The sequence below is a fragment of the Gemmatimonadaceae bacterium genome (assembly GCA_019752115.1).
Taxonomy (GTDB): Bacteria; Gemmatimonadota; Gemmatimonadetes; order Gemmatimonadales; family Gemmatimonadaceae; genus Gemmatimonas.
The window spans coordinates 48,504-70,935 of record JAIEMN010000025.1 but is presented as its reverse complement, the minus strand read 5'-3'; the positions used below and the strand labels follow the sequence as shown (position 1 = coordinate 70,935).

The 22,432-nt window shown below is 70.0% G+C and carries 10 protein-coding genes; 9 read left to right on the top strand and 1 reads right to left on the bottom strand.

The window, feature by feature from the left end:
• The 5 genes from K2R93_14020 to K2R93_14000 form a co-directional block, all read left to right on the top strand.
• Positions 1-502: FHA domain-containing protein (locus tag K2R93_14020; protein ID MBY0490955.1), on the top strand; the 502-nt coding region annotated here is incomplete at its 5' end.
• A 43-nt stretch (positions 503-545) separates the two neighbouring features.
• Complete coding sequence (locus K2R93_14015) at positions 546-3,149, top strand: protein kinase (GenBank protein MBY0490954.1); 2,604 nt, start codon at positions 546-548, stop codon at positions 3,147-3,149.
• Between the two features lies 1 nt (position 3,150).
• A complete protein-coding gene (locus K2R93_14010; protein ID MBY0490953.1) occupies positions 3,151-15,939 on the top strand; it encodes an Ig-like domain-containing protein in 12,789 nt (4,262 codons plus the stop codon).
• Positions 15,932-17,590 carry an Ig-like domain-containing protein gene (locus tag K2R93_14005; GenBank protein ID MBY0490952.1) on the top strand — a complete coding sequence of 553 codons (1,659 nt, stop codon included), beginning with the start codon at positions 15,932-15,934 and terminating at the stop codon, positions 17,588-17,590. Before K2R93_14010 ends, K2R93_14005 begins: the two co-directional genes overlap by 8 nt.
• On the top strand, positions 17,562-18,701 hold the full coding sequence (locus K2R93_14000) for a tetratricopeptide repeat protein (protein ID MBY0490951.1): 1,140 nt from the start codon (positions 17,562-17,564) through the stop codon (positions 18,699-18,701). Before K2R93_14005 ends, K2R93_14000 begins: the two co-directional genes overlap by 29 nt.
• Positions 18,702-18,844: 143 nt before the next feature.
• On the opposite strand, the gene K2R93_13995 is transcribed toward K2R93_14000, so the two are convergent.
• The gene (locus K2R93_13995; GenBank protein ID MBY0490950.1) at positions 18,845-19,639 is read right to left on the bottom strand and encodes an enoyl-CoA hydratase/isomerase family protein; all 795 of its coding nucleotides are present in this window, start codon (positions 19,637-19,639) and stop codon (positions 18,845-18,847) included.
• A 61-nt stretch (positions 19,640-19,700) separates the two neighbouring features.
• Here K2R93_13995 and paaA point away from each other — a divergent pair, with 61 nt between their 5' ends.
• The 4 genes from paaA to paaJ are packed head-to-tail and all read left to right on the top strand — an operon-like array spanning position 19,701 to position 22,324.
• On the top strand, positions 19,701-20,672 hold the full coding sequence (paaA, locus tag K2R93_13990; GenBank protein MBY0490949.1) for a 1,2-phenylacetyl-CoA epoxidase subunit A: 972 nt from the start codon (positions 19,701-19,703) through the stop codon (positions 20,670-20,672).
• A gap of 11 nt (positions 20,673-20,683) precedes the next feature.
• On the top strand, positions 20,684-20,971 hold the full coding sequence (gene paaB / locus K2R93_13985; protein ID MBY0490948.1) for a 1,2-phenylacetyl-CoA epoxidase subunit B: 288 nt from the start codon (positions 20,684-20,686) through the stop codon (positions 20,969-20,971).
• Positions 20,972-20,991: 20 nt separating this feature from the next.
• Entirely contained in the window at positions 20,992-21,816 is an 825-nt protein-coding gene (gene paaC / locus K2R93_13980; GenBank protein ID MBY0490947.1) for a phenylacetate-CoA oxygenase subunit PaaC, read from the top strand.
• Between the two features lie 19 nt (positions 21,817-21,835).
• Positions 21,836-22,324: a phenylacetate-CoA oxygenase subunit PaaJ gene (paaJ, locus tag K2R93_13975; protein ID MBY0490946.1), complete on the top strand. Its 489-nt coding sequence runs from the start codon at positions 21,836-21,838 to the stop codon at positions 22,322-22,324.
• The last annotated feature ends 108 nt before the right edge of the window (positions 22,325-22,432 follow it).

The following is a 22,432-nucleotide window of genomic DNA, read 5'->3' as shown; positions in this document are numbered from 1 at the left end:
CAGCCTCATCAGCAAGATGCGCGGCAGTGGGGCTAACCCCGCGCCCACGCCCGCCCCCGCGCCGGCGGCTCCGGCCCCAACGGCGGCGGTCGTCAATGCGGCTGGCGTCCCGGGGACGATGGTCGAGGGGCATGGCCTCCGCTTCAGCGTCCCCGCCGAGGGGACGCTGCAGTTCCTCCCCGGCCGCTTCGAGATCGGCTCCGGGCTCGACGCCGGCCGGGAGATCCGGTTCGTGCACGTGCCCGGTCCCAACGGCATGGAGGTCACGTTTGGGCGGTCCGAAGGCGAGCTTTATCGCCATATCCAATTGCGCGACAAGACCGTCAGCCGCCAGCACGCCCGCATGCAGTTGCGGGAGGGCAAGTGGTATCTCGTGAACCTCTCGCAGACCAACCCGGTCGCCTACAACGGCACCGAGCTGGAGAGCGAACGCGAACAGATGCTCGCCGACGGCGATCGCATCGAGATGGGCGAAGTCGTATTCACCTTCCGCAGCCGCTGATGTTCGCTTCCCGCCCCGTGCGGTTCCGCCTGTTGCCCGCCGCATGACCGCACCGTTCGACGACGATCAGGAAGTCGCCGACCTCGAGCGCGATTACACGCTGCTCGGGGAACTCGGGCGTGGGGCGAGTGCCATCGTGTATCGCGGGCGGGATCGCGCGCTGCATCGCGATGTCGCCATCAAGGTGGTGCGCCCCAAGTTCGCGGCCAACGCCGAACAGGCCATCGAGCGCCTGGAGCGTGAAGCGCGGACCGTCGCCAAGCTGCAGCATCCGAACATCGTCAGCATCTTCGCGGTCCGTCGTCTCACCGACGGCGGCCTCGCGCTGGTCATGCAGTTCGTGCCCGGCAAGACGCTCAAGCAGACGATCCTCGATGAAGGGCCGTTCGAGCCCGAGCGCGCGGAGAAGGTCATGCGCGATATCGCCGAGGCATTGGCCTTCGCGCACAAGCTCGGGGTCGTGCATCGCGATGTGAAGCCGGAGAACATCTTCGTCGATGCGCACACCGGTCGTGCACTGCTGAGTGACTTCGGGATCGCGCACAGTGCCGATGAATCGCGCCTGACGATGACCGGCGCGGCGATCGGTACGCCGGCGTATATGGCGCCGGAACAGATCGACGGCGGGCCGGCCAATGCGCGCTCGGATCTGTACAGCCTGGGCCTCGTCGCGTGGGAGATGCTCACGGGGCATCGCCCGTGGGAAGGCGAAGCGCTCTACAACGTCATCTTCAAGCAGAAGCACGAAGAGCTGCCGGCGATCGATGCCGTGCGCCCGGGCGAGGTGCCACCGCGCCTGCAGTACATCGTGGAGCGCATGATCCAGAAGAAGCCGGCGGCGCGCTGGGCGGGGGCCGACGGCGTGCTCGCGGCGCTCAACAGCTGGGTCGTGCCGAGCGACTGGCGGCAGTGGGAGGAATCGCATCGCCGGCGACGCGAGCGCGAGAAGAATCAGCCCAAGCCAGTGCTCGGCAAGCCGAGCGTGGACAGCGAAGCGACGGTGAAGTTTGCCCGTCCACCCGAGGGGTGGTCGCCCGATCAGGCGCTCCCCGCCATCACCAGCGGTGAGCGGCGTACGCCGGCGCCCGCCGTGGTGGACACCTCGGCCGATGACGAAGAAGCGCCCAGCTGGGCGACGGTGGAGGTCGAGGAGCCCGTTCCGCCGCCCAATCGCACATGGCTGTACGTCGCCATGGTGGCCCTGCTGCTCGGCGGCGGCGCCTTTGCGCTCTTTCAGAAGAAGATGGGCCCCTTCGCGCCGCGACCGGCGAGTGAGATAGCGCTGGCCGACAAGGGCGAGGTGAAGGTGCCCGTGCTCCCCGACAGCGGGCGGGCTTCGGGTAGCGATACGATGCTCACCATGCTGCGCGATTCGCTGCGGCAGCGGGCGAACAGCGACTCGCTCTTCCGCGACTCGCTGACGCGCGCGATGAAGATGACGGACTCGCTCCGCAACGACTCGCTCGCGCTGCTGATGCGCCGTCAGGCGCGTGCCGCCACGCGTGCTCCCGTTGGCGCCGCCCCTGCGGCGCCAGCGCCGGCGGCGCCGGCGCCGACACCGACGCCCGCACCGGAGGCGCGCATTCGCGCCACGGATGATCCGGGCGTGATCGGCGCTGGTGGTCGGCACTCGTGCGCGGTGGTGAGTGCCCGCGTGCTCTGCTGGGGCGCGAACGATCGCGGGCAGCTGGGCGATGGCGATGTGGAAGCGCGCGGTGCGCCGGCGCCGATCGTGGGCGATCTCGATTTCACCCAGGTGAGCACTGGCACGTCACACAGCTGTGGCGTGGCGCGCGGTGGGGCGGCGTACTGCTGGGGCGCGAATGATCGCGGTCAGCTCGGCGACGCCACGCTCAACTCGCGCTCCGCGCCGGTGCGCGTGGCGGGCAACGAATCGTTCCGGGTTGTGCGAGCCGGCCAGTCGCACACGTGCGGGCTGACGCCCGGCGGTGAAGTGCTCTGTTGGGGGCTCAATGATCACGGGCAGCTCGGCGACGGAGGCGCAGCGAATCGCACCACGCCGACGCCGGTGAGCGGTGGCCTTCGGTTTGTGTCGCTCAGCGTGGGATGGGCCCACACCTGCGGCATTGCCTTCGATGGTACCGCCTACTGCTGGGGCGCGAATGCCGCGGGGCAGATCGGCAACGGGACCCGCGCGGATGTGCGCACGCCCACGGCCGTCAGCGCGTCGGGCAAGTTCACCAGCATCTCGGCGGGCGGCACGCACAGCTGCGCCGTCAGCGACGCGGGCGAAGCGTTCTGCTGGGGGCGCAATGCCTTCGGGCAGCTGGGGATCGGCGGCACGAGCGACGCGGCGACCCCCACGGCGGTGAGTACGCAGGTGCGGTTTGCGAGCGTCACCGCGGGCGGGGTGCACAGCTGCGGGCGCACGCGGGCGGGGCAGGTCTGGTGCTGGGGGCGCAATCTCTATGGACAGATCGGCGACGGGACCAACACCACGCGAGAAGTCCCGTCGCGGGTGACCGGACCGGCGTTCGTCTCCGTGAATGCGACCGGCTCGCACACCTGTGGCGTCACCGGTGACGACGAAACGTGGTGCTGGGGCTACAATGTCGAAGGCCAGCTCGGCGACGGCACGCGCAATCACTTGGCGAAGCCCACCCGCGTCACGATGCCGGGGAAGTAGCATGCCTGCTGCGGCGCGACGTGGCGCCACTCGCCTCGGGCGGTGGATCGCGAGAACGCTCGCGATCACCGCCTGCGTCGCGCTCGCCGCCTGCAAGGGGATCGGCGACATCACCGCGCCCAAGCCGGTGGAAGCGCCGGTGGCGGCGCTCGAGCTGAGTGTCGAACAGCTCTCGCTCGCCGAGGGCGGTACCACGATTCTGCAAGTCACCGCGCGCGATGCCAAGGCGGCGGTGATCGCCAATCCGCAGGTCTTCTGGTCGAGCAGTGATACCACGGTGGCCCGCGTCTCAACCTCGGGCGTCGTCACCGGGGTGAAGAGCGGGACCGCGACCATCGCGGCCAGTGCGGGTGGTCGCAGCGCCACGGTGCGTGTCACGGTCGCCGCGCGCGCGGTGGCCTCGGTGCAGCTCACACCGCAGACACCGAGTCTGCTGGTGGGCGGCTTCGTGCAGCTGACCGCACGTACCTTCGATGATGCGGGCGCGCCGCTCTCCGGTCGCACCGTGTTCTGGAGTACGAGTGCCGCCACCACGGCGGTGGTGGACGTGAACGGGCTCGTGACCGGCATTGCGCCGGGCGTGGCGACCATCACGGCCACGAGTGAATCGCGCAGTGCCGCCGTGGGTGTTACCGTGGCGCCGGTGCCCGTCGCCACGGTGCAGATCACGCCGCCGCGCGATACGATCGTGCTCGGACAGACCACGCAGCTCACCGCCACGGTGCGTGACTCCGTCGGCGCGGCGCTGACCGGGCGGGTGGTGACGTGGAGTGCGAGCAACACGAGCCTGGCCACGGTCTCCTCCACCGGCCTGGTGCTGGGCGTGGCCCCGGGCACGGTGATCATCACCGCCACCTCCGAAGGGCGCACCACGACCGCTACCATCGTCGTGCAGCCGCGCCCAGTCGGAGCGGTGATCGTCTCGCCCACGTCGAGCGCACTCATCGTAGCGCAGACGGTGCAACTCAATACGCAGATCACCGATGGCAGCGGCAATCTGCTCACCGGCCGCCCCCTCGCCTTCAGTTCGAGCAATGCGAACGTGGCCTCGGTGTCGGCGAGTGGCCTCGTGACGGCGATTGCGCCTGGCGCCGCCACCATTACGGTGACCAGCGAAGGCAAGACTGGTACCGCGTCGGTGACGGTGTCCGCTTCGCCTGTGGCGTCATTGCGCGTCACCCCGGCCACGGCTTCGCTCATCGTGGGCGCGACCACCAAGCTGTCAGCGAGCGCGCTCGACGCCGGTGGGGCGGTGTTGCCGCAGCGCACCATCACCTGGTCCAGTGGTGCACCGAGTGTCGCCACGGTCGCCGCCGATGGGACGGTGTCGGCGGTGGGGGCCGGTACCGCACTGATTTTTGCATCGGCCGAAGGCAAACTCGCGTCGGCGACGATCACCGTCAGCAACTCCACGGTGTCAACGTTCACCGTGACGCCGGCCACGCCCACCATCATCGCGGGGCAGGCGGCCGATCTCACCGCCACGCTACGCGATCCCAATGGGGTGCCGATCACGGGTCGCTCCATCACGTGGTCATCGTCCGATCCGGCGGTGGCGCTCGTGTCCAGCACCGGCCGGGTGCGCGGCATCGCTCCCGGGAATGCGCGTATCGATGCTGTCACCGACGCGCTGACCGCGTCGGCGCAGGCCACCGTCATCCCGGTGCCGGTCAACAGCGTGTCCGTGGCGCTGGCGTCGCCCAATCTGCTCGTGGGCTTCACGACGCAGGCGAATGCCGTGGCGCGCGACTCCACCGGCGCGGCGCTGAACGGGCGTACCGTCACGTGGGCGTCGAGCGCGCCCGCGATTGCCACGGTGAACGCGCAGGGGTTGGTGACGGCGGTGGCGCTTGGCACGGCCAACATCCGCGCCACGATCGATGGGGTGCAGGGCTCCACGGTGGTCTCGGTCGTCACCGGCAACGCGACCGCGATCGCGGCGGCGAGTGCGACCACCTTGTCGGCCGCCGCCGGGACACCGGTGCCGACACCGCCCAGCGTGCGGGTCGTTGACGCCGGCGGCTCTCCCATCGCGAACATTGCGGTGTCGTTTGCCATCACCGGCGGCGGTGGCAGTACCACGCCCGCGAATCCGGCGGTGGTCACGACGAATGCGAACGGGATCGCCGCGCTCACCGCCTGGACGCTCGGCGCGACCGCGGGAACGAACACGCTGACAGCAACGGTCAATGGGTTGGCCGGCAGCCCCGTGGCCTTCACCGCGCAGGGCACAATCGGCGCGCCGGCCACGCTGGCCGCGAACTCCGTCACGTCGCAGACCGCAACCTCCGGCACCGCGGTCGCGACGGCGCCGAGCGTGAAGGTCACGGATGCCTTCGGCAATCCGGTGGCGGGTGTGGCGGTGACGTTCACCGTTGCGACCGGCGGCGGCGCGATCGTGCCCGCGGCACCGGCGACGGTGCTCACCGATAACAGTGGCATCGCGTCGCTCACGTCGTGGACGCTCGGCGGTCCCGCCGGTCCGAACACGGTGACTGCCACCGTCACCGGCCTCAGTGGCAGTCCGGTGACGTTCAGTGCGACGGGTACGGTGGGCACGGCTACGACGCTGCTGGCCCTCAGCTCAGTCACGCAGTCGGCGACGGCCGGCTCGGCGGTGAGCACGCCGCCGAGCGTGAAGGTCGTCGATGTGAATGGCAACGGCGTGCCGGGGCGCACGGTGACGTTCGCGGTCGTCACGGGTGGTGGCTCGATCACGCCGGCCAGCCCGGCGGCGGTCATCACCGATGCGAACGGCATCGCGACGCTCACCACGTGGACGCTTGGTGCTGCCGCCGGTGCCAACAGCGTCAGTGCCACGGCGACGGGACTCGCGGGCAGTCCGATCACCTTCAATGCCACCGGCGTCGTCGGGGCCGCGCGCAACATGAGCGCGGTGTCGGTGACCACGCAGAGCGCCACGGCGGGCAGCGTCGTGAGTGCTGCGCCGAGTGTGCGCATCACCGACGTGAACGGCAATCCGGTGAGCGGGGTCGCCGTGGGCTTCACCGTGTCGGCAGGCGGTGGCAGCATCGTGCCGGCGAGCCCGGCGAGCGTGAACACGGATGCCAATGGTATTGCCGCGCTGACGTCGTGGGCGCTGGGCACCACGGCGGGGGCGAACAGCGTCACCGCAGCCGTTGGTGGTCTCACCGGCAGCCCCACGTTGTTCAACGCGACCGGTCTGGTCGGCGCCGCCACCCGACTTGGGGTGAGCACGCAGCCCGCAGGGGCCGTGAGCGGGTCGGCCTTTACCACCCAGCCGGTCGTACAGGTCCGCGACGCCAACAACAACGTCGTCACCACGAGCACGGCGGCCGTGACGGTCGCCATTGCGAGTGGCACCGGCACGTTGAGCGGCACCACCACCGTCTCGGCGGTGAACGGCGTCGCCACGTTCACGAATCTGCAGATCATCGGCGTCGGCCCGCACACGCTCACGTTCACCAGCACCGGATTGACGGCGGTCACCACCGCCAGCTTCACCGTGAACCCGGGCGCGCCCACGCAACTCGCGCTCACGACGCAGCCGGCCGGCGCCGTCTCCGGTCTGACGCTCACCACGCAACCGGTGGTGCAGATCCGTGATGCCAACGGCAATCTCACGACGAGTTCGGCGTCGGTCACGGCGGCGATCGCGAGCGGCAACGGCACGCTCAGCGGTACCACGACGGTCACGGCGGTCAACGGCGTGGCGACCTTCACCAACCTGGTGATTGCCGGCAGCGGCGCGCAGACGCTCACGTTCACGAGCACCGGCCTCACCGCCGCCACGTCGGGCAGTCTCACGGTGTCGCAGACGCCGACGACGCTCAGCATTCAGACGCAGCCCACTACCGCGACATCGGGCGCGGCGTTCTCGCCGCAGCCGGTGGTGCGCATCCTCGACAACGCCGGTCTCGTGGTGACGACCGGCACGGGCGCCACGCTGGCGGTCACGGCCACCGTTGCCTCGGGCACCGGTACGCTCGCCGGAACGGCGACCGTGAATGCGGTGGCCGGCGTCGCGACGTTCTCGACGCTCAACCTCGTGGGGCTTGGCGCGCACACGCTGCGCTTTGCGACCACCACGCCGGCGCTCGCAATCACCTCCGGCACGATCACGGTGGCCGCCGGGGCCCCGGCGCTCCTTGCGGCGAATTCGGTGACGACGCAAAGCGCCGTGGCGGGGAGTGCCGTCAGCACCGCGCCGAGTGTGCGGGTCACCGACGCCACCGGCAATCCGGTGAGCGGGGTGAATGTGACGTTTACCGTGACCTCAGGTGGTGGCAGCAGCAGCCCGGCCAGTCCGGCCACCGTCGCAACCAACGCGAGCGGCATCGCGACACTCACGTCGTGGACGCTCGGCACGCTGGCGGGCGCCAACTCGCTCACGGCGACAGTCACCGGTTTGAGTGGCAGCCCCGTCACCTTCAACGCGACGGGCACGGTGGGCGCGGCGACGACGCTCGCGGCCAACTCGCTCACGACGCAGACCGCCACGGTGGGGACCGCAGTGGGGGCGGCGCCAAGCGTGCGCGTGACCGATGCGAACGGCAACGGGGTGAGCGGCGTGACCGTCGTCTTTGCGGTGGCGAGTGGCGGTGGGACCATCGCGCCGGTGAGCCCGGCGAGTGTGGTGACCAATGCCAGCGGCATCGCGACGCTCACGTCGTGGACGCTGGGCGCGACGGCCGGCGCGAACACCGTCACCGCCACGGTGACCGGTCTCTCGGGGAGTCCGCTCACCTTTACCGCCACCGGCACGGCCGGTGCCGCCACGACCATCGCGGCCACGACCGCGACGACGCAGTCGGCTACGGTCGGCAGCGCGGTGGCCGCCGCGCCGAGTGTGCGCGTCACCGACGCGAACGGGAACGGCGTCAGTGGCGTGAACGTGACGTTCAGCATCACCGCCGGTGGCGGCACGACCGCACCGGCGAGTCCCACGACGATCGTGACGAACGCGAGCGGCGTCGCGGCGCTGACGACATGGACGCTGGGGACCACCGCCGGCGCGAACACGCTGACGGCAGCGGCGACTGGGCTGATCGGCAGCCCGGTGACGTTCAATGCCACCGGTACGGTCGGCGCCGCGACCCAGGTCGTGATCACGACGCAGCCGAGTGGCGCGGCGAGCGGCACGGCGTTCACCACGCAGCCCGTGCTCGCGATTCGCGATGCGAACGGCAACACCGTCACGTCGAGCACGGCCGCGGTGACGGTGGCGATTGCGAGCGGCACCGGGACGCTGAGCGGGACGACCACGGTGAACGCCGTCAACGGGGTGGTGACCTTCACCAACCTCGCGCTCACCGGCAGCGGTGCGCATACGCTTCTCTTCTCGAGCACCGGGCTGACCAGCGCGACCTCGCAGGCGATCGCCCTGGGGGCAGGCGCACCGGCGCAGTTGGCCATCACCACGCAGCCCGCTGGTGCCGTGAGCGGCGTGAACTTCACCACGCAGCCGGTCGTGCAGATCCGGGACGGCGCTGGCAATCTCACCGCGAGCACGGCCACCGTCACGGCGGCGATCGCGAGCGGCACCGGCACGTTGAGTGGCACCACCACGGTCACGGCCGTGAACGGCGTGGCCACCTTCACCAACCTGCGCATCGCCGGCAGCGGCGCGCACACGCTCACGTTCACGAGCACCGGACTCACCAGCGCGACGTCGAGCAGCCTGACGGTCACGCAAACGGCCGCCTCACTCAGCATTCAGACCCAGCCCAGCGGTGCGGTGAGCAGCACCGCGTTCACCACGCAGCCGGTCGTGCGCATTCTCGACAATGCCGGCCTCGTCGTGACGTCGGGGGCGGGGGCGAGCCTCGCGGTCACGGCGGCGGTGAGCAGCGGGAGCGGTACGCTGGGCGGCACGGTCACCGCCACGGCCGTGAACGGCGTCGCGACCTTTACCAACCTTGCCATTACCGGCAGCGGTGCGCACGCGCTGCAGTTCACCACCACGGCGCCGGCGCTCAGCGCCACGTCCAACAGCTTCAGTGTGGCGGCCGGTGCGCCGACGCAGCTGGCGGTCACCACGCAGCCGGCTGGTGCGGTCAGCGCGAGCCCCTTCACGACGCAGCCGGTGGTCGCCGTTCGTGACGCCGACGGCAACGTCACGACCAGCACGGCGTCGGTCACGGTCGCCATCGCTTCTGGCTCGGGCGTGCTCAGCGGCACCACCACGGTGACCGCGGTGAACGGCGTGGCCACCTTCACGAACCTCACGATCACCGGCACCGGCGCGCATACGCTCACCTTCACGAGTGCCGGTCTGACGAGTGCCACGTCGGCGAGCTTCAGCGTGGGGGCGCAGGTCCCGACGCAGCTGGCGCTCACGACGCAGCCCGCGGGCGCGGTGAGCGGTGTGGACCTGACCACGCAGCCCGTGGTCATCATTCGGGATGCCATCGGCAACACCGTCACCGGGAGCACGGCGCCGGTCACCGCCTCCATCACCAGCGGCACCGGTACGCTGGTGGGCACGGCCACGGTCAATGCCGTGAATGGCGTGGCGACGTTCACCAATCTCCGGATCAACGGCAGCGGGGCGCACACGCTGACCTTTGCGAGCGCGGGGCTCACGAGCGCGGTGGCGAACAGCTTCACCGTGACGCAGGTGGCCGTCTCGCTCAGCATGCAGGCGCAGCCGGCGGGGGCCGTGAGCGGCACGGCGTTCACGACGCAGCCGATCGTGCGCATCCTCGACAACGCCGGCCTGGTCGTGGTGTCCGGCACCGGCGCGTCGCTCGTGGTCACGGCTGCGCGCGCCAGCGGCACCGGTACGCTCGGCGGGACGCTCACCGCCACGGCCGTCAACGGTATTGCGACCTTCACGAATCTCAGCATCACCGGCACCGGAGCGCACACGCTGTCGTTCAGCACGACGACGCCGGCGCTCACCGTGAACTCGGCGAGCGTCACGGTGGCGGCGGGGGCGCCCACGCAGGTGGCGATCACCACCCAGCCGGCCGGCGCGGTGAGCGGGTCGCCGTTCACCACGCAGCCGGTGGTGCAGCTCCGTGATGCGGGGGGCAACCTCACCACGAGTACCGCGGCGGTCACGGTGAGCATCGCCAGCGGCACCGGTGTCCTCAGCGGGACGACGACGGTGAATGCGGTGAACGGTGTGGCGACGTTCGCCAACCTGGTCATCACGGGTACTGGCGCGCACACGCTGACCTTTGCGAGCGCGGGGCTCACGAGCGCCACGTCCAACAGTGTGAACGTCACGGCGCCGGTCGCCACGCAGCTGGCGGTGACCACGCAGCCGGCGGGCGCGGTGAGCGGCGTCAATCTCACCACGCAGCCGGTCGTGGAAGTGCGCGACGCCAACAATGCGGTCGTCACCGGCAGTACGGTCGCGGTGACGGCGGCGATCACCAGCGGCAACGGCACGCTGGTCGGTACGGCCACGGTGAATGCGGTCAACGGCATCGCGACCTTCACCAACCTGCGTGTCAACGGCAGTGGTGCGCAGACCATCACCTTCACGAGCGCCGGCCTCACGAGCGCGGCCTCGAACAGCTTCACCGTGACGCAGGTGGCGGCCTCGCTGAGCGTGCAGACGCAGCCGGCGGGCGCGGTGAGCAGTACCGCCTTCACCACGCAGCCGGTGGTGCGCATCCTCGACAACGCGGGGCTGGTCGTGACCACGGGCAGCGGCGCGTCGCTTGTCGTGACGGCCGCCAAGGCCACCGGCACGGGCACGCTCGGCGGTACGCTCACGGCCACGGCGGTGAACGGTGTGGCGACGTTCACGAACCTCGCCATCACCGGTAGCGGTGCGCATACCCTGCAATTCAGCACGGCGGCGCCGGCGCTGTCGGTCACGTCCACCAGCTTCACCGTCGCGGCGGGAGCGCCCACGCAGCTCGCCGTGACCACGCAGCCGGCGGGCGCGGTGAGTGGCAGCGCCTTCACCACGCAGCCCGTCGTCGCCATCCGCGACGCCGATGGCAACCTGACCACCAGCACCGCCGCCGTCACGGTGGCGATCGCGACCGGCACGGGCACGCTCAGCGGCACCACCACGGTGAACGCCGTGAACGGTGTGGCGACGTTCACCAACCTCGCGCTCACCGGGACGGGCGCCTTCACGCTCACGTTCACCGGAACCGGCCTCACGAGCGCCACGTCCACGAGCTTCACCGTGGCCGCACAGACGCCGACGCAGCTGGCGATCACCACACAGCCCGCCGGCGCGGTCAGCGGTGTCAACCTCACGACGCAGCCGGTCGTGGAGATCCGGGATGCCGGTGGCGTCGTGGTCAGTGGCAGCACCGCCGCCGTGACCGCGGCGATTACCAGCGGCAACGGCACACTGGTCGGAACCGCCACCGTGAACGCGGTGAACGGCGTCGCGACGTTCACGAATCTGCGCGTCAACGGCAGCGGCGCCCAGACGATCACCTTCAGCAGCACCGGGCTCACGAGTGCGGCGTCGGCGAGCTTCACGGTGACGCAGGTCGCCGCGTCGCTGAGCATGCAGACGCAGCCGGCCGGCGCCGTGAGCGGCACGGCGTTCACGACGCAGCCCGTCGTGCGCATCCTCGACAACGCCGGGCTGGTGGTCACCACCGGCACTGGCGCCTCGCTCGTCGTCACGGCAGCGCGCGCAACCGGCGCCGGCACCCTGAGCGGCACCCTCACCGCGACGGCGGTGAATGGCGTGGCCACCTTCACCAACCTGGCGATCACCGGGACCGGCGCCCACACGCTCTCCTTCAGCACCACCACGCCGGCCCTCACCGTGAACTCGGCGAGCTTCACCGTGGCCGCCGGCGCCGCCACGCAGGTGGCCATCAGCACGCAGCCCGCGGGCGCCGTGAGCGGCGTGGCGTTCACGACGCAGCCCGTCGTGCAGCTGCGCGACGCGGGCGGGAACGTCAGCACCAGTACCGCGGCGGTGACGGCGACCATCGCCACGGGGACCGGCACGCTCAGTGGCACCACGACAGTGAACGCGGTGAACGGCGTCGCGACCTTCACCAACCTGGCCATCACTGGCACCGGCGCGCATACGCTGACCTTCGCGAGTGCGGGGCTCACCAGCGCTACCTCGAACAGCTTCACCGTCACGGCGCCGGTCGCCACGCAGCTCGCGATCACGACGGAGCCGTCGGGCGCGGTGAGTGGTGTCGATCTCACCGCACAGCCGGTCGTCGAAGTGCGCGACGCGGGCGGCGCGGTCGTGCCGGGCAGTACGGCGGCCGTCACCGCCGCGATCACCAGCGGCAACGGCACACTCGTCGGCACGGCGACGGTGAATGCGGTGAACGGCGTCGCCACGTTCACCAACCTGCGCGTCAACGGCAGTGGGGCGCAGACGATCACGTTCACCAGCGCGAGCCTCACGAGCGCGGTATCCGCGAGCTTCACGGTCACGCAGGTCGCCGCCTCGCTCAGTGTGCAGACGCAGCCCGCCGGGGCCGTCAGCGGCACCGCGTTCAGCACGCAGCCGGTCGTGCGGATCCTCGACAATGCCGGGCTGGTGATCACCACCGGCACCGGCGCCTCGCTGGTGGTCACGGCCGCGAAGCAGACGGGCACCGGCACACTGGGCGGCACGCTGACCGCCACGGCCGTGAACGGCGTGGCGACCTTCAGTACGCTCGCCATCACCGGCACCGGCGCGCATACGTTGCAATTCACCACCGCCACGCCGGCGCTGTCGGTGAACTCGGCCAGCTTCACGGTGGCGGCCGGTGCCGCGACCCAGCTCGCGATCACCACGCAGCCGGCCGGCGCGGTGAGCGGCGTGGCCTTCACGACGCAGCCGGTGGTGGCCATCCGTGACGCCGACGGTAACCTCACGACGAGCACCGCGCAGGTGACGGCGTCTGTGGCGACCGGCACGGGCACGCTCAGCGGCACAACGACCGTCACGGCGGTTAACGGTGTGGCCACCTTCAGCAATCTGGTGCTCACCGGATCGGGCGCGCATACGCTCACGTTTGCGAGCACGGGGCTCACCAGCGCGACCTCGAACAGCCTCACGGTGACCGCGCCGAGTGCAACGCAGCTCGCCATCACGACGCAGCCGGCGGGCGCCGTCAGCGGCGTGAACCTCACCACACAGCCGGTCGTGGAAGTGCGTGACGCCGGCGGGTTGGTGGTCACCGGCAGCACCGCCGCGGTGACCGCCGCCATCACCAGCGGCAACGGGACGCTCGTGGGCACCGCCACGGTGAACGCCGTGAACGGCATCGCGACGTTCACCAACCTGCGGGTGAACGGCAGCGGCGCGCAGACGATCACGTTCAGCAGTGCCGGGCTCACCAGCGCGGCGTCGGCGAGCTTCACCGTGACACAGGTGGCCGCGTCGCTGAGCGTGCAGACACAGCCTGCCGGTGCGTTGAGCAGCACGCCCTTCACGACGCAGCCCGTCATCCGCATTCTCGATAACGCGGGCCTGGTGGTGACTACCGGGAGCGGGGCCTCGCTGGTCGTGACGGCGGCGAAGGCGACCGGTACCGGCACGTTGGGTGGTACGCTGACGGCCACTGCGTCGAACGGCGTCGCGACCTTCACCGATCTCGCGATCACCGGCAGTGGCGCGCACACGCTGTCGTTCAGCACGACCGCGCCGGCGCTCACTGTCAATTCGGCGAGCCTGACGGTGCTGGCTGGCACCGCCACACAGGTCGCCATCTCGACGCAGCCGGCGGGCGCGGTGAGTGGCGTGGCCTTCACCACGCAGCCCGTGGTGCAGCTGCGCGACGCCGATGGCAACGTGAGCACGAGCACGGCCGCGGTGACGGCCACCGTCGCGAGCGGTGCCGGGACCCTCGGTGGCACGACCACCGTGAACGCCGTGAACGGCGTCGCCACGTTCACCAACCTGGCCATCACGGGGACGGGCGCACATACACTGACCTTTACCAGTGCGGGGCTCACGAGCGCGACGTCGGCGAGCTTCACCGTGACCGCCCCGCCGGCGACGCAGCTCGCGATCACGACGCAGCCCGGGGGGGCGGTCAGCGGCGTGAATCTCACGACGCAGCCGGTCGTCGAAGTCCGTGACGCGGGTGGGGCGGTGGTGACCGGAAGCACCGCTCCGGTGACGGCCGCCATCACGACCGGGAACGGCACGCTCGTCGGGACGGCGACGGTGAACGCGGTCAACGGCATCGCCACCTTCACCAACCTGCGCGTGAATGGCAGCGGCGCGCAGACGATCACCTTTACCAGCGGCAGTCTCACGAGCGCGGCGTCCACCAGCTTTACCGTCACGCAGGTCGCCGCATCGCTCAGCGTGCAGACGCAGCCGGCGGGGGCCGTGAGCGGTAGCGCGTTCACGACGCAGCCGGTCGTGCGCATTCTCGACAATGCCGGGCTGGTGGTCACCACCGGCAGCGGCGCGTCGCTCGTCGTCACCGCCGCCAAGGCCACGGGGACCGGCACGCTGGGCGGCACGCTCACCGCCACGGCCTCGAACGGCGTCGCCACCTTCTCGACGCTGGCGATTACCGGCAGCGGCGCACACTCGCTGCAGTTCACGACGGCGTCACCGGCCCTGTCGGTGAACTCGACCAGCTTCACCGTGGCGGCTGGCGCGGCAGATCAGCTGGCGATCACGACGCAGCCGGCGGGTGCGGTCAGTGGTCTGGCCCTCGGGACGCAGCCCGTGGTGGAGATCCGCGACAACACCGGCACCCTGGTCACGGGGAGCACGGCGCCGGTCACGGCCGCGATCACGACGGGCACGGGCACGCTGGTCGGCACCGCCACGGTCAATGCGGTTGGCGGCGTGGCCACCTTCACGAACCTCCGCATCGATGGCAGCGGAGCGCACGTGATCACCTTCAGTAGTGGCTCGCTGACGACCGCGGTATCGAACAGCTTCACGGTCACGCAGGTGGCGGCCGCGCTCAGCGTGCAGACAGAGCCAGCCGGCGCCGTGAGCGGCACCGCGTTCACCACGCAGCCGGTGGTGCGAATCCTCGACAACGCCGGCCTCGTGGTCACGTCGGGCAGCGGGGCCTCACTGGTGGTCACGGCCGCCAAGGCCACCGGCAGTGGCACGTTGGGTGGCACGCTCACGGCGACCGCGACCAACGGGGTCGCGACATTTGGCACGCTGGCCATCACCGGCAGTGGCGCGCATACGCTGCAGTTCACCACCGCGTCTCCCGCATTGTCGGTGAACTCGAGCAGCTTCACCGTGATCGGACCCGCCACGCAGCTCGCCATCACCACCCAACCGGCGGGCGCGGTCAGCGGCGTGGCGTTCACCACGCAACCCGTCGTTGAGGTCCGGGATGCGAGCGGCAATCGCGTCACCTCGAGCTCGGCGCCGGTCACGGTCACCATCGCCACCGGCACCGGCGCCCTCGTCGGAACGGCCACCGTGAACGCAGTGAACGGCGTCGCCACCTTCCCCGATCTGCAGATCAACGGCAACGGCAGTCATACCCTGACGTTCTCGAGCGGCGCGCTCACCGACGCGACCTCGAACGCGTTCACGGTGACGCAGGTCGCCGCCTCGCTGGTGATCACCACGCAACCGGTTGGTGGCACCAGCGGCACGCCGCTCACCACGCAGCCGGTGATCGAGATCCGCGATAATGCCGGCCTCCTCGTGACCACCGGCACCAGCGCCACGCTGCCGGTGACTGCCTCCATTCAAGTCGGGACCGGTGGGACGCTGAGCAACGCCGTCGTCACCGCGAGCGGTGGGATCGCCACGTTCAACACGCTGACCCTCACCGGCACCGGCAGCTTCACGCTCCGCTTCGCCACCACCGCGCCCGCGCTCACCGTGGACGCCGCCCCCATCACCATGAACCCGCTGGATCATGAGTAGCACATCCCGCGGTCCCAGCTCCCGCAGTTCCAGCTTCCGAGGTTCAGGCTTCCGCCTGTCCCTCTCCGTCCTGTTCGCCGCCACACTCGCCGCCTGCACCCAGGACAGCACCACCACGCCCATTCCCGTCGCGTCCATCGCGCTCACGCCTGAGAACGCGAGTGTCAGCGCGGGTGCGACGGTGCCGCTCAGCGCGACGCTCAAGGATGCGGCCGGCCAGGTCGTCACCGGCCAACCCATCACCTGGTCGAGCAACAACACGGCCGTGGCGACGGTCTCGCGCTCCGGTGTGGTCACGACGTTGAGCCCGGGCAGTGCGCGGATCGCCGCCAGCTCCTTCGGGAAGAGCGCCACGGCTACGATCACGGTCACGGCCAAGCCGGTCGCAGCGGTCGTGCTTTCACCGGCGTCGGTGAGCATGCAGGTCGGCACGACGTCGCTGCTGCAGGCGCGACCGGTCGATGCCGATGGCGCGACGCTCACCGGGCGCAGTGTGGCGTGGAGCAGCAGCAACACCGCCGTCGCGACCGTCAGTCAGACGGGTACAATCACCGCGCTCTCCCCCGGGGCCACGACGATCACGGCGACCAGTGAAGGGCGCAGTGCCCAGTCGGCGGTGACGGTGACGCTTCCCGCCGTGAACTCCGTGACTGTCACGCCGACGCGAGATACCATTGGTGTCGGCACCGAGCGCCAGCTCACCGCCGTGTTGCGCGATGCGGCGGGCAACGCGCTCACCGGTCGTGTGCTCACCTGGGGCTCGAGCAACGTCGCCGTGGCCAGCGTCTCCTCCACCGGGTTGGTCGTCGGGGTCGCGCCGGGCACGGTCACGATCACGGGGACCAGCGAAGGCCGTGTCGGCAGCGCCACCATTGTCGTGCTGGCGCGCCTCGCGAGTGCCGTCATTCTCACGCCGGGCTCTGGCACGTTGGTGGTGGGCACCACGCAACCGCTCACCACACAGATCACCGATGCGCTCGGCAATCTGCTCACCGATCGACCGGTCAGCTACGCGAGCGACGCGCCCGCCGTCGCGAGCGTCTCCGCCACCGGTGTCGTGACCGCGTTGTCGGCGGGCACCGCGCGCATCACGGCGACCAGCGAAGGGAAGTCCGGCACCGCCACGTTCACGGTCATCCCGATTCCCGTGGCGCGGGTGGACATCACCCCAACACCCGTCGTGCTCTTGCCCGGTGGCATCCAGCAGCTGACGGCGGTCGCGCGCTCGGCGAGCGGGGCCATCCTGACCGGGCGCACGGTGACCTGGGTCAGCGGTGCGCCGAGCGTCGTGACCGTGTCCTCGACGGGGGTGCTGACGGCGGCAGGGAACGGAGTCGCTGTGGTGCTCGCGCTCGTGGACGATGTCGCCGGATCGGTGACCGTGACGGTGGGGCCGCCAGCGATCGCGTCCATCACGATTTCACCGGCGAGCCCGTCGGTGAGTGTGAACACCAGCCTGCAACTCACCGCCACGCTGCGCGACGCCTCCGGCAACGCGCTGGCGGGGCGCAGCATCACGTGGACCTCGGCCGATGAATCCATCGCGTTCGTCTCGAGCACCGGACAGGTGTTGGGGCTCAAGCCCGGCACGGTGCGCATCACGGCCACTTCGGAGGGAGTCAGTGCCTCGACCGTCCTTACGGTTCGCTGAACCGCGGCGCGCCCTGCTGTGCGGCGTGCTGCTCCTGGGCGCGTCCGCGCTCAGCGCGCGCGCCCTCGATGCCCAGCAAGGGCCGCCACGGCTGTCCCCCAAGCGCACGCTGACGGTGGGACCGGCGCCAGGCTGCGACGTGGTCCCGCCGGGGCAGGCGCCCGCCGCGCGTCGCGACAACGCCGAAGCGCGTCGCTTGGCGACCGCCGGGCAGGAAGCCTCGCTCGTGGGTGATCAGACCGCCGCGCGCGATGCGTTCCTGCGTGCCGCCCAGCTCAATCCCGGCGACGAACGGATCGCCTACGACCTCGCGCGCGCCCTCGAAGAACTCAACGATTCCACGCGCGCCGTGACAGAGCTCTGCCGCTATCTCACCCTGTCGCCGGCGGGTCGTGAAGCCGCCGACGTGCGCGATCGCCTGCAGCGGCTCGTGCCGCAGGCCAGGCAGCGCACCGCCGAGAACGTGCAGGTGCAGTTCCGGCTGGGGCTCTCCTTCTTCGACGACGGCCGCTACGACGCTGCGCAGAAGGCGTTCGACGACGTGGTGCGCGACGCCCCCAAGTCGGCCGAAGGGTGGTTCAATCGCGGGCTCGCGCGCGCCGCGCGTGGCGACCGCGCCGCAGCGCTCACCGATCTCGAGCAGTATCGCGTGAACGCGCCCACAGTGGACGATCGCGTTGAAGTCGGGCGCGCCATCGAAGTGCTGCGTCGCCCGGTGTACAGCCCGGCGGGCGCGTTCGCGCGCAGCCTGATCCCGGGCGTCGGGCAGTTCTATGTCGGGCACACCATCCGTGGGGTGCTCACGCTCGTGGCCAGCGGTGCCGGCCTCGGCATGGCGATGGTGCAGCAGACGACGACCGAAACGATCAACTACACCGATCCCAACGGCGTCCCCGCGCCCTACACGCAAACGACGCAGCAGCGCAAATACTTCACCGCCGGCGCGGGCGCGGCAGTGGGCATGACCATCATCGGCCTGATCGACGCCACGGTGGCCGCGAACAAATCGCAGCAGGGCGCCTCCATTCTCGCCCCGCGCACGCCCCGCGCCGCGCTGGTCCCCATCGTCACCCCCCGCGGCGGCGGGCTCTCGGTGGCGGTACGCTTCTAGGCGCGCCGTACGTCGATCGTGCCTGCTCTGCGGAGGGGCGGAGGGGCTGAGCAACGGAGATCGGTTTGCACTCTCTTCGTTGCTTCGCCTCTCCGCCCCTCCGCATGTCAGGTACAACCAGTTCGCGGCATCGCCGTAGCGTGCTACTTCGCGCCCGCCTTGAACGCGGCGATGCTGTTCCGCGTGAACTCGCTCAGCACCAGCGTCCCGCTCATCGCCGCGCGCTCGGCGAGGAGCGCATCCCACGATTCGGTCCCCGCCCAGAAGACGCGCTTCATCATCGCCATCGCCTCCGGGTTGGCCTTGGCCAGTACGGCTGCCTGCGCGTCCACCGCCGCGTCGAGCGCCGCGACATCGGGTACGACCTTCGCGTAGAGCCCGCGGCGCTCGCACCAGGCCGCGTCGCGCCAGTCGGCGTCCACCGCCATCTGGCTGAAGCTCGCCAGTCCGATCTTCTTCTCGATCACCGGGCCCACCACGAACGGGCCGATGCCGACGGCCAGTTCACTGAGCTTGGCCGACGCCTTCTCCACCGCAAACGAGAAGTCGGAGGCGGCGATCAGTCCCACCGCACCGCCGGCCGCCTTGCCGTGCACCCGGCTGATCACGAACTGCGGGGCGCGGATCATCGCCAGGATCACCCCCGCAAAGCCGCTGAAGAACTGCTGCCCCTGGTCCCGGTCGGAAATCGCGGCCAGCTCGTCAAAGGAGGCGCCGGCGCAGAATGGGCCCGTGCCGCCACTCTGCAGCACGATCACGCGCACGGCCGGGTCCTGGCTCACGCGCGTGATCGTCGCGGCCAGGTCGCGTAACAGGACCCCGGGGAGCGAATTGCTCTTGGGGTGAAAGAACTCGACGCGGCCGATACCAGCGGACACGTCGGTCCGGACGTAGCCATCCGGACCCGTTTCGGAGGGGGAATTGGTGGCGGGTGTCATGGCCCGGAAGATAGTCCGGGAATTACATTACTGAAGCAGTTTCCCACCTACCCGTCTGCGCATGTCTCCCACGACGACCGTTCCTGCCGACGACGCGGCCCAGCTGGCCGCCTTCGAAGCCCGTATTGCCGCCGGTGAAAGCATCGAGCCCAAGGACTGGATGCCCGACCGCTATCGCCAGCAGCTCACGCGCATGATGTCGCAGCACGCCCACTCGGAAATCGTGGGCATGCTCCCCGAGGGCAACTGGATCACGCGCGCCCCAAGCCTGCGCCGCAAGCTGTCGCTCATCGCCAAGGTGCAGGACGAGGGCGGCCACGGCCTCTACATCTACTGCGGCACCGAGACGCTCGGCGTCGATCGCCAGGAGCTCATCGAGCAGCTGCTCGACGGGCGCGCGAAGTACTCGAGCATCTTCAACTATCCCACGCTGTCGTGGGCCGACATGGGCGTGATCGGCTGGCTCGTCGACGGCGCTGCCATCGTGAACCAGACCGTGCTCGCCAAGGCGTCGTACGGCCCGTATGCGCGCGCGATGGTGCGCATCTGCAAGGAAGAGAACTTCCACAAGCGCCAGGGCTACGAGATCTGCTCGGTGCTCGCCAAGGGCACGCCGGCGCAGAAGGCCATGGTGCAGGACGCCGTGAACCGCTTCTGGTGGCCGTCGCTCATGATGTTCGGCCCCAGCGATACGAACTCGCCGAACAGCGCCGAGCTCCTCAAGTGGCGCGTCAAGCGCAAGACGAACGATGAGCTGCGCCAGCGTTTCGTGAATCTCACCGTGCCGCAGGCGATCGCCATCGGCCTCACGCTCCCCGATCCGGATCTCCGCCTCAACCCGGAGACGGGCGACTGGGAGTTCGGCGAGATCGACTGGAGCGAGTTCTACGACGTGCTCAAGGGCAATGGCCCCTGCAATCGCGAGCGGCTCGAGGCGCGCCGCAAGGCGCACGAAGACGGCGCCTGGGTGCGTGCCGCCGCGGCCGCCTACGCCGAGAAGCAGCAGGCGCGTTCGTCCACTGCGGCCGCCTGAGGACACCACTCATGAGTGACCACCAGCATCCGCTCTGGGAAGTCTTCACGCAAGGCAGTCACGGCGAGCCGTTCGAGCACGCCGGCAGTGTGCACGCACCCGATGCCGAACTCGCCCTGCAGAACGCGCGCGACGTGTATGCCCGCCGCGGCGAAGCCGTGAACCTCTGGGTGGTGCCGAGTGCGGCGATCGTCGCGTCGGCGCCAAGCGACGCGGGCCCGTTCTTCGACCCCGGCAACGACAAGGCGTATCGCCACCCGCAGTTCTACGTCGCCCCGCGCGGCGTGCGGATTTTCTGATGGCCGCCGAGCAGGCTCCCATGGGCGGCCAGGCGGGTATCGTCCACAAGCAGCCCGACTTTCAGGTCGCCGCGCCGCGGCGCGCGCCCATCGCCGATCCGCTGGTGGAGTATCTGCTGCGTTTGGGCGACGATCGTCTGGTGCTCGGCCACCGCATGAGCGAGTGGTGCGGGCACGGGCCGATCCTCGAGGAAGACATCGCGATGTCCAACATCGCGCTCGATCTCATCGGGCACGCCCAGTCGCTGCTGCAGCTCGCCGGTGAGCTCGAAGGGCAGGGGCGCGATGCCGATGCGCTCGCGTACTTCCGCGACGGTGTGCAGTACCGCAACTGCCTCATGGTCGAGCTGCCGAATGGCGACTTTGCGTTCACCATGGTGCGGCAGTTCCTGTTCGACACGTACAGCGTGCTGCTCTGGGACGCGCTCTCGCGCTGCGAACATCCGCAGCTCGCCGCGATCGCCGCCAAGAGCCTCAAGGAAGACAAGTATCATCTCCGCCACTCGAGCGAGTGGGTGGTGCGCCTCGGTGATGGCACCGAGGAAAGCCACGCGCGGGCGCAGGCCGCGCTTGATCAGCTGTGGCGGTATGTCGGTGAGCTGTTCGATCACGACGAAGTGAACGACGCCGTGGCCGGCGAAGCGCTCATCGCGGTGGATCACGCCGCCATTCGCGCGCTCTGGGAGACGATGGTGAAGGATGCGCTCCAGCGCGCCACGCTCACGCTGCCGGCGGAGCAGGGCACGCGCCGCGGCGGTCGTCGCGGCCTGCACACCGAGCACCTCGGCCACATGCTCGCCACCATGCAGAGCGTCGCGCGCGCGCATCCCGGCGCCTCGTGGTAAGCATGTCGGACGCGCCGCCATGCTGACGCGCGACGAGATTTTCGAGGTGCTGCAGACCGTGCCAGACCCCGAGGTCCCCGTGATCTCGGTGGTCGAGCTGGGTGTGGTGCGCGACGTGGTGATCAGCGGCGAGGCGGTCACGGTTACCATGACGCCGACGTACAGCGGTTGTCCCGCCATGAGGGAGATGGAGGCGGACATTCGCACGGCGCTCAACGCCCGTGGTATCGCGCAGGTGGATGTGCAGCTGGTCCTGTCGCCGGCATGGACAACCGACTGGATCGGCCCCGAGGCGCGCGAGAAGCTGCGGAAGTATGGCATCGCGCCGCCGGGCAAGGCCGAGCCGCAGGGGCTCGTGATGCTCACCCGAGCACGTCAGCCCGTCCCGTGTCCCCGGTGCGGCTCGCGCGATACGCGGTTGCAGAGTGAGTTCGGGAGTACGGCGTGCAAGGCGATTCATACCTGCAACGCCTGCCGCGAACCCTTCGACGAATTCAAGGCGCTCTGACGAGCGCGAGGGCGCGGAGGCTTTTGAGGAACGCCCCTGGACTTCGCCTGGGGCGTTTTTCGTTGCTTTCGCGGAGCGGGCGCGGAGCGCAGCTCACTTTGTTCGCCG